General features: G+C 63.3%; 9 protein-coding genes and 1 pseudogene. 4 read left to right on the forward strand and 6 right to left on the reverse strand.

Annotated features, from left to right (window positions below):
- Positions 1 to 203: 203 nt before the first annotated feature.
- Together M3484_RS22955 and M3484_RS22960 are read right to left on the reverse strand one after the other, a co-directional pair.
- Positions 204 to 509, reverse strand: coding sequence for a hypothetical protein (locus tag M3484_RS22955; protein ID WP_249499425.1), 306 nt, complete (start codon positions 507 to 509; stop codon positions 204 to 206).
- A gap of 38 nt (positions 510 to 547) precedes the next feature.
- A pseudogene (locus M3484_RS22960) lies at positions 548 to 790 on the reverse strand (transposase); the annotation flags it as partial.
- 223 nt (positions 791 to 1,013) lie between these two features.
- Between M3484_RS22960 and M3484_RS22965 the strand changes: the two are divergent.
- From M3484_RS22965 to M3484_RS22975, 3 genes are read left to right on the forward strand one after another with little or no spacing between them, the layout of a single operon-like run.
- Entirely contained in the window at positions 1,014 to 2,360 is a 1,347-nt protein-coding gene (locus tag M3484_RS22965; RefSeq protein WP_249499416.1) for an FAD/NAD(P)-binding protein, read from the forward strand.
- Complete coding sequence (locus M3484_RS22970; protein ID WP_249499417.1) at positions 2,357 to 3,817, forward strand: chlorohydrolase family protein; 1,461 nt, start codon at positions 2,357 to 2,359, stop codon at positions 3,815 to 3,817. Before M3484_RS22965 ends, M3484_RS22970 begins: the two co-directional genes overlap by 4 nt.
- A gap of 4 nt (positions 3,818 to 3,821) precedes the next feature.
- Entirely contained in the window at positions 3,822 to 4,733 is a 912-nt protein-coding gene (locus M3484_RS22975; protein ID WP_249499418.1) for a LysR family transcriptional regulator, read from the forward strand.
- A gap of 2 nt (positions 4,734 to 4,735) precedes the next feature.
- On the opposite strand, the gene M3484_RS22980 is transcribed toward M3484_RS22975, so the two are convergent.
- From M3484_RS22980 to M3484_RS22995, 4 genes are all read right to left on the reverse strand, one after another.
- Complete coding sequence (locus M3484_RS22980) at positions 4,736 to 5,719, reverse strand: ABC transporter substrate-binding protein (protein WP_249499419.1); 984 nt, start codon at positions 5,717 to 5,719, stop codon at positions 4,736 to 4,738.
- 28 nt (positions 5,720 to 5,747) lie between these two features.
- Positions 5,748 to 6,524 carry an ABC transporter ATP-binding protein gene (locus tag M3484_RS22985; protein WP_249499420.1) on the reverse strand — a complete coding sequence of 259 codons (777 nt, stop codon included), beginning with the start codon at positions 6,522 to 6,524 and terminating at the stop codon, positions 5,748 to 5,750.
- Positions 6,521 to 7,273: an ABC transporter permease gene (locus M3484_RS22990; protein WP_249499421.1), complete on the reverse strand. Its 753-nt coding sequence runs from the start codon at positions 7,271 to 7,273 to the stop codon at positions 6,521 to 6,523. Before M3484_RS22990 ends, M3484_RS22985 begins: the two co-directional genes overlap by 4 nt.
- A 328-nt stretch (positions 7,274 to 7,601) precedes the next feature.
- A complete protein-coding gene (locus M3484_RS22995; RefSeq protein ID WP_092904073.1) occupies positions 7,602 to 8,054 on the reverse strand; it encodes an RrF2 family transcriptional regulator in 453 nt (150 codons plus the stop codon).
- Positions 8,055 to 8,340: 286 nt separating this feature from the next.
- Here M3484_RS22995 and M3484_RS23000 point away from each other — a divergent pair.
- The coding region (locus tag M3484_RS23000) for a sulfurtransferase (RefSeq protein ID WP_249499422.1) at positions 8,341 to 9,072 on the forward strand (732 nt) is incomplete at its 3' end.

Raw genomic sequence — 9,072 nt, forward strand, 5'->3', positions numbered from 1 at the left:
TGTGGCTGCGCGCGGCCGGGCTTCCTCCTCGACCGTTCCACCGCGCAGGACAATGGCTCGGTCTGCAAGTCCGCTGGCCAGCTCAAGGTCATGGCTGCTGTAATGCGCTGCCACTCCGATAGAGAGCAAAAGACGCGCAATTGCAGCGCCGGGAAACAGCGCCGCCATGGCGCTGAACAACAGCCCGTCCTTGTTCTCGCGGATCAGGAAGAGGATAGGATCGGCGCGGGCAGCGCCATAAAACGGTCGATGAAACGTGACAGGAGATACCCGGTCCAGCCTCCCCGCAGGCTCGCGATGAAGCCAGGGCTGATGCCGGTCACGACAGCTATCAGCGTGGCGCTTCCGGAAAAGAGCAAGGTTTCGCGCGTTGCCAGCAGCATTCGCGACAGCATATCGCGCCCGGTCATATCGGTGCCGAATGGATGCGCGTCCGAGCGGAGCTGCCAGAATATCCCCGCCACATCATTGATCTGCCAGGGGGCCAGCCATGGGACAAAGCGCTGCAAAAGTATAAAGCAGGATCACGGCAGCCGCGCATGCGGCGCCGGACGCGGATCCTGGAGAATACCGTCGGCACCCAAATCTGATGGTCTGCCCCGAGGCCTGTGAACCAGCGAAACCACAGATTGAAGTTCATCTGCTCCATCAGCTGGCGTTCGGGGCGGATCGACCAGAGGATCTGCGGCAGGCTCGCCCGGATCTTGCGCCTGGGATGCCGCCCCGCGATCCGGTCTTCGGGATCGAGATAGCTGAACGGCGATCGCGGTGTTTCGTCAGATCCGCGCATAATCACTCCCGACCACCTGTAGCGCGGATGAACCTGGTAGCGAAAACAAGGTCTAGGGCGGAGTTCAGCAGCGGACCGATTGGGTTGAGCTTCTCAGGGAGTGCTCTTTTTGCGCACGGGTCTGGCATAAAATGGCGCTGGAATGCACGGTTCGCCTGCGCTAGCCTGAGGCGGAACCGGCGGCTGACCCGTCTGCACAGAGCCGCAAAACGGGAGCACAAAGGTGAGAATCGCCATTGTCGGAGGGGGGGCTGCCGGAGCGATTGCGGCGATCCACCTGCTGCGCAACCTGAAAGCCGGGGCTCGGATCGACCTGTTCGAGCCGCGTTCCGAGATCGGGCGCGGGATCGCCTATGCCGATGAGGCAGGGCATTTCCTGCTGAATGTTCCGGTGCCGGCAATGTTCTGGACAGATGCCGCCGGTGATGACTTTGGCCGCTGGCTGGACGCGCAGGCGACAGATCAGACCCTCTGGCGGGAGACCGATGGCAGTGCCTTTCTGCCGCGCGCGCTTTTCGGCAGCCATCTGGTTCAGATGCTGCGCCTGGAGGCCGCGAAAAGCGAAGTGGCCTTTCATCATCATCAATGCCTCGTGCATCATATCAGCCCGGTTGCCGGCGGAGTGAGGGTCCACGCCGATGACCTGCCCGGGGCCGGGTTCACCCATGCGGTGATTGCGATCGGCAATGCGCCTGCGGCCGAAATCCCGCAAGCTACGGAGAGCGCAGAAGGCGGGCCGCGCGTGGTGCAATCGGCCTGGGATATTTCCCTTGCCAGGATTGCACCGGGCGACAGGGTGGTGATCCTCGGGGCCGGGCTTACCATGGCCGATTGCCTCGCAGAGCTGGAGGCAAGGGGCCATCATGGCCCGGTCACCTGCGTCTCACGCAGCGGGCGCAGCCCCCGCCTGTCACAGGGCACTATTGCCGATTTCACACCTTCGGCGCCGCCCGGGGCAGGGCGGGCCAGTGCCTTCTTCCGTCATTTCCGCATTATGGTCGACGAGTCGCTGTCTCAGACTGGCGACTGGCGCCCGGCCTTTGCCTTTGCGCGGCGCAATTCTGCGCAGATATGGCGGCAGCTGAACCGTCAGGAACAGGCCCGTCTGCGCCGCCATGCCCGCGCGCTTTGGGATATCCACCGCTATATGATGCCCCCCGCCGCCTGGCGGCGGATGCAGGCGCTGGAGACGGCGGGAGCGCTGACCCGGGTCGAGGGGCGCGCCTTGCGGATTGCTGCGGGCGGGGTGGTAATCCGGCAGGCCGGCGGCGAGCAGCTGATCCCCGCCGATCTGGTCATCAATGCCACGGGGTTTGACAACAGTTACCAGACGGCCGCCGTGCCGCCGGGCAATCTGCTGGATCTGACGCCGGCAGAATTGGCGGCGCTGCCGCGCCAGGGTCTCGCGGTGGAGGACAACGGGCTGATGAAGATTGCCGCGAATAATGGTCGGATTTTCGCAATTGGCCACCTGGTGCGCGCCGATCATGGCGAAATGGGCACGGTTAATGCCTTTGGCGCGGTCGCCCGCGCAATGGCCCTCCATCTCGCGCAGGAGCAGAGATCATGAGAACGCGGATCCGCGCCGATTGGGTGACAGGCTTTCGCGAGGGCCGGCACACCCTGATCCCGCAGGGAGAGCTGGTCTGGGAGGCCGACCGCATCCTCTTTGTCGGCCGCGATTTTCCTGGCCGGGTGGATCATGAGATCAATGCCGGGCCGATGCTGCTGGCGCCCGGATTCATCGACTGCCATGTTCATGCCGGTTATCAGATTCCGCATCGGCTGATGTCGGATCATGGCCGGCCCGACAATCTTGGCCAGCCCTTCCCCGAACTCGAGGTCAGCCGCAAAGGCACGCGCAATCCGTTGCATGACGACCCGGATGACCCCTGGCCGCTTTTTACCGTGGCCGAGCTCTTGCGCAATGGCGTGACCAGCTTCGTCGAGGTCGGTGCGCCGGTTGCAATGCAGACCCGCATGGCCGGGGCGGTCGGCCAGCTCGGGCTGCGCGCCTGGCTCGGGGCAAGCTATGATATGGGGGGCTGGACCACCGGCGAGGGGGGCATGTTAGAGAGGGTTATCGATCCCGCTCATGGTGCCGCGCGGATGCAGGCCGCGGCAGAGTTCTCGCGGCGTATCAATGGCGGCCAGAACGGGCGACTGAGTGCAATTCTGGCGCCAAGCCGTATCGACAGCTGCTCGGTTGAGCAACTGCGAGAAACCGCGCGGCTGGCAGGTGAGACGGCGATGCCGGTTTCTATCCATGCGGCCTCGCATGTGCATGAGTATTATGACATTTTGCGCCGTTACCGCATGACGCCGATCGAACTTCTGCGCGAAACGGGGCTGCTTGATCTCGGACCGCTGCTGACGATTGGCCATGGCAATTTCACCTCGGATCATCCGCAGATCGTCAACAGCCACGGCGCCCGCGATGTGGCGCTTCTGGGAAGCTGCGGCTGTTCCGTCTCGCATTGTCCGGTCAATCTCGCGCGGCGGGGGCGGATACTGGCAGACTGGCCCGGCTATGCCCGTGCCGGGGTTAATCTGACGCTTGGCGCAGATACCTATCCGCGCGACATGATCCATCAGATGCGCAAGGCCTCGCTGATGGGGAAGATGGTTTCCGGCGATCTTACGACGGCCAGCGCCGCCGAGGTTTTCACCGCCGCCACGCTGAACGGTGCGCGTGCGCTTGGCCGCGATGACCTTGGGGCACTGGAGCCGGGGCGCAAGGCTGATCTAGTGCTGATCCGGCTCGCGCCTGACGGGGTTTTGCGCCAAAGCCCGCTGCGCGATCCGATCCGCGCAGTGGTCGAATGCGGGCAGGGCGATGATGTCGATACGGTGGTGGTCGACGGCGTGATCCGCATGCAGGGCGGGCGCATTCCCGGCCTCGATCTCGCGGATCTGGCACGGGCCGCGCAGGCAAAGGCCGAATGGATCTGGCAGAACTGGCAGGATTGGGACACGCTGGGGCGTCGGGCCGAAGAGGTCTGCCCGCCCTCTTTCGAGCTGGAGTAACCCCTTGGAACTCTTTTCCCGTGCCGCCCGCTATTTTGAGGCCGTTGCCCGCGAAGGCTCGGTTCGGGCCGCGGCGCGCGCGATCAATGTCGCGGCCTCGGCGGTGAACAAACATATTCTGGAGCTGGAGCGCGATATCGGCGTGCCGCTGTTCTCGCGGACCGCCCAGGGGCTGCGGCTGACGGCCGAGGGGAAGATCCTTGCCGAACATCTGCGACACTGGATGCAGGATGCCCGCCGCACGCGGGAGCTGATCGAGGATCTGAGCAGCCTGCGCTCCGGCCATGTGCGGATCGGCGTGGTCGAGGGGCTTCTGGATTTCCTGCTGAATGGCCCGTTGCCGGAATTCCGCCAGCTTTATCCGCAGGTGGGGGTCGATGTCGGCGTTGCCACCTCGACCGAGTTGCAGCGCCAGCTGGTCGAGGGCGATTGTGATATCGTGATCGCGTTCAACCCGCGCCCGAATGCGGCTTTCGGGATCCGGGCCTGCGCACCCTGCCATGTCGGTGCGATCATGGCGCCGGGGCATCCGCTGGCAGAGCAGCCGCTGCTGACGCTGGAAATGCTGGCGGGGCTGCCGGTGGGTGTTCCTTCGGGAACGCCGCGCCTCAGCTCGGTGATTGAACTCGCCGAGGAGCGGACAGGCGTGAAACTCTGGCGGGCATCGCGCTCGACCTCGGTTGCGACCCTGAAGCGGATGGCGTCGGAGCCGCCCTTCGTTGCCATTTTCACCGATGTCGAAATCCATGCCGAGGCACAGGCGGGTGTGTTGATCCACCGTCGGCTGACTGGCGATCCCTTTGCGCCGATGCTCCTGACAGTGCTGGCGCGTGAAGATGAAGACCCCGGCTTTGCCACCGAGGCCTTCCTGTCATTGCTCTCGACCCGTTTCCTGGCGGCCTTTGGGTCGACCTGACCTCAGAGCGTTACGGCCTCGGGGGCCAGCTCACGCAGGAACTGATCGGCGATATGGCTGCGCAAAAGCTCTTCGGTGACTTCGGTTGGGATCAGGCCCTGCGCGTTCAGCCATTTGCCCTCGGCCAGCTGGATCTTCAGCAGCTCTGCCGGCAGCGCCACGCGGAAATCAAACACCGGCCAGAGCGCATTGGCGGCCTCAAGCGTGAAAGCGCCCGAGGTGCTGTCGGAGATCGCCTGCACGGTTTTCGCCTGATCCGAGACCAGCTTCTGTGCCGAAAGCAGGCCTTTGAGGAAGCCACGTACCGCATCCGGGCGCTCTTCGATCACCTTCTGGCTGGCGCCGACGATGAAGAATGTCGGGTAATCGGTGATCGGAAATTCCAGATAATCCTCGCCCAGGGCATCGCGGGCGGCTTTGTAGAAGCTATCGAAAACAATCACGGCATCGACATCGCCGCGGGCCAGGGCCGGAACCAGCTCTGACGGCGGAATATTCACGGGCTCGGTCGTAATGCCATGATCGGCAAAGAAACTATCGGCGAGGAACTGGCTGGAAACACCCACCGTCACCCCGAATTTGCGCCCTTGCAGCGAAGCCAGATCGGTCACGCCGGATTTGCGGTTCGCGATGATCTTATTATCGGTGAAGAGCGACAGATTGGCCAGCACACGGAAGGGCTGATCGCGCAAAGCCGCGAGTGTTGCCGGAAATTCCGAGAGCGTGGCGAAATCGGCCGCGCCGCCGAGCACGGCTTCCAGCGCCTCGCGCCCGCTGGAGAAACCGACCGGGTTGACCGCGACCCCTTCAGGGGACCAGAGATCGCCGGTCAGCGCCAGCGGCACCTGCGGCGTGGCAATTCCCGGATACCAGGCAAGGGTCAGCGCCTCTTGCGCAGCCGCCCGCATCGGCACGGCAAGGCTCGCGCCAAGGGCTGCACCGGTGGCAAGGAAGCTGCGGCGGGAAAAAGCAAGCGGTGATGTCATTTTGAAGTCTCCGGTTCGGTTTGCGGGATCAGTCCAGATGTGTGGCAAGCAGTAATTCGAGAATGCGCCCGCGCGCGGCGGCGGCAGCTCTTGACGGCCCCTCAAGCGGGCGGGGGCGGGGGTCATCGACATCGATGGTTTCGACGATGCGGCCAGGGCTATGCGACATGACATGCACGCGGTCGGCCAGAAACAGCGCCTCATCGATGTCATGCGTGACGAAAAGCACGGTCGGGCGGTGATGCTGCCAGACCTGCAGCAAAAGCCGCTGCATCGCGACGCGGGTGATGGCATCGAGTGCGCCGAAAGGCTCATCCATCAGGAGCACATCGGGCGAGGCGACAAGCGTCCGCGCCAGCGCGACACGCTGTTTCATGCCACCGGAAAGGCGGCCCGGATAATCCTCACCCCGCCCGGAAAGGCCGACTTCCTCCAGCGCGGCAAGCGCGCGGGCGCGGCGCTGATCGCGTGGCAGGCCAAGGCGCTTCAGGCTGAACTCGACATTGCCGCGCGCCGTCAGCCAGGGAAACAGCGCGAATTGCTGGAACACCACGCCCACATTCGGATCGGGGCCATTGACCGGGTGGCCATCGACGAGGGCGCGCCCCTCACTCGGCGCCACAAACCCCGCAAGGATGTTCAGGAGCGTTGATTTCCCGCAGCCCGAAGGCCCGACGAGGGCAGTAAACGACCCCGGCTCCAGCCGCAGGCTGGTTGGCGCAAGGGCCAGACGCTCCGCGCCTTTGCGGTCGCGAAAGCGGGCAGAGACGGATTGCAGATCAACAGCGCCGGGCGAATTTGTCATGTCTGCTCCCAATGGATGATGCGCCGGCCAAGCGCGAGGATCGCCAGATCCAGCGCCGCCCCCAGCAGCCCGAGCTGGATCAGGCAGACGAACATGCGGTCGACGCGGATATATTGCCGCGCCTCTTGCAGGCGGTAGCCGATGCCGGATGTGGCCCCGGTCAACTCGGCCGCGACAAGGCTGAGAAAGGCCAGTGCCGCCGCGATCCTTAAGCCCGCCATGATATGCGGGGCGGCGGCGGGGATCACCACTTCAAGGAATTCGCGCCGCCGGCTTGCGCCCAGCGAGCGCGCCGCGCGGATCCAGGTCTCACCGACCATGGTCATGCCGTGATGGGTCGAGAGCCAGACGGTCAGAAAAACGGTAAAGCTGATGACGAAGTACTTCGACCCCTCACCGATCCCGAACCAGACGATGGCCACCGGCACCAGCGCAATCGAGGGGATCGGGCGCAAAAGCGTCAGAAAAGGCGAAAGGGCTGCATCAAACAGCGGCAGCCGCGCGGTCAGAAGCCCGGTCGAGATCCCGAGCATCACGCCAATCGCGAAACCAATCGCCGAGCGCCCCAGCGATACCAGCGTGTCATTCAGCAAAACACCGCTCTGTGCCATTTCCGCGGCGGCAGCCCAGACCTCGGCCGGCGTGGGCAGAAAGGTGCGGTTCACAAAGCCGCTGACCGCAATCACCCACCAGATTGCGGTGATGAATGCGAGCGACAGGATTGCCGTCCCGAACCGGTAAAAGGTCACTGTCACTGTCCTGATTTTGCCATGATGAGGGTTTGGCCTCAATCTCTGGCACAAGCTTATCGTACTGCATATTGGCGATTTTCGTACGATTTGTTCGCAAAAAGAGGACGGAACTGAATTGTCATATCTTCGGCTTCACGAAGGGTAATTTCTTATTGCGCGGCGAATCCAGGGGGGAAATATTTTCTTTTCCGCTTGTCTTGCCCGCTGCGTTTTTTTGCATCGGAAAGCGGTTCGCTCCGGGGGCAGGCCAGAGAAAACCGCAGTCAAAACGGCCTTTGCGGGCGATTCCGCTGCTTCAGATCTGTCCCGTGCAGGCTTGCAGCGTTCAGGATTTCCAGTGCTGCGGGCCTTCGCTGAGGCGGCGCACGATGTCTGGGAGGTTTCCGTCGGCCAGGCTTGCAAGGCTGGTTTCATCCAGCACCTCGCGGATCGCGGCGCGAAAGGCGATCCAGACATCCTGCAGCGGACGGCTGCGGGCATTGTAATCGACCGACTGGGGCGGCGTGCCGCGCACCAGGGCGATCTCGCCCTCGATGGCGCGGATGATTTCACCGACCGAGATCGTGCGCGCCGGGCGGGCCAGCCAGTAGCCGCCCTCGGTGCCGCGCTGGCTGTGCACCAGCCCGGCCCGTTTCAGCTCATTGAGGATATTGACGAGAAAGTTCAGCGGCATCGCCTGCGCGCGGGCGATGGTTTCGCATTTCAGCGGCTCCTCACCATATGCGGCCAGTTCGATCATCGCACGCAAAGCGTAATCGGTCCTCGCGGAGATATGCATCGGCCGAGACGCCCTTCCTGATAAGATCGGTTATATTGGACCCTTCGCAGGTATCGCGACCGGATCACCTCATGATTCCACAGTGACCTGATGATGTAAAGCTTAACAGGCTTTCTGTTGCGGGCCGTGTTTCTGACTGAAATTTTCCAAAACGCCCATGCCAGAAACATGGTCTGTTCCAATCTTCACTCGCCTTGTTGACAAGTATTGTTATGAAGATGACTTTGCCCGCAGCAGTCCGGATCAGGCCGGTTTGAACCCCCGGTGCCGGATATAAGGAGCGAAAATGGCGGCGTTTCCCCCCCTTGTCGATGGTGACTGGCTTGAGGCCAGGCTCGGTGATCCCTCTCTCAGGATCTTCGATGCGACCACGGTTCTCGCCTTCCCCGAAGACGGGCAGGACGGCTATTACACGCTGTCTTCGGGGCGCGATGCCTATATTGAGGAACATATCAGCGGTGCCGCTTTTGCCGATCTCCTGCTGGAGCTGACCGATCAGCAGGCGCAACATGCCTTCACCGTATTGCCATCCGCGACATTTGCCGGGCGGATCGGTGCGCTCGGGGTCGGGGATGACAGTGTCGTGGTGGTCTATGACCAGTTCGATCCGGCCCGCAATCCCGGCGCCTTCTATCAGCATTGGGCGGGGCGGCTCTGGTGGCAGCTGCGGCTGGAAGGCTTTGACAATGTGGCGGTGCTTGATGGCGGTCTTGCGCAATGGCGGCGCGAGGGGCGGCCGGTTGAATCGGGTGAAACCCATTATCCGCCTGCGACGTTCACCGCCCGCCGCCGCCCCGAGCTGATCGCCGATAAGGCGCAGGTGCGCGAGGCGATCACGCGCGATGATATCCTGCTGCTGAACACGGTTGATCCGGTGACCCATGCGGGCGGGCGCACCACCTTTTCGCGTCCCGGTCATATCCCGAACAGCCGCAATGTCTGGTATGAGGATATTTTTGACGCAGCGACCGGCAAGCTGAAATCTCCTGACGCGCTCCGGGCGCATTTCAGCCGGGTT

The organism is Pseudomonas sp. GX19020, assembly GCF_023371075.1.
Taxonomy (GTDB): domain Bacteria; phylum Pseudomonadota; class Alphaproteobacteria; order Rhodobacterales; family Rhodobacteraceae; genus Pseudogemmobacter.

Excerpts from the sequence above, each read along its gene's own strand:
- M3484_RS22985 (WP_249499420.1), bottom strand. The coding sequence starts at position 6,524 with ATGACAAATTCGCCCGGCGCTGTTGATCTGCAATCCGTCTCTGCCCGC.
- M3484_RS22980 (WP_249499419.1), bottom strand. The coding sequence starts at position 5,719 with ATGACATCACCGCTTGCTTTTTCCCGCCGCAGCTTCCTTGCCACCGGT.
- M3484_RS22995 (WP_092904073.1), bottom strand. The coding sequence starts at position 8,054 with ATGCATATCTCCGCGAGGACCGATTACGCTTTGCGTGCGATGATCGAA.
- M3484_RS22970 (WP_249499417.1), top strand. The coding sequence starts at position 2,357 with ATGAGAACGCGGATCCGCGCCGATTGGGTGACAGGCTTTCGCGAGGGC.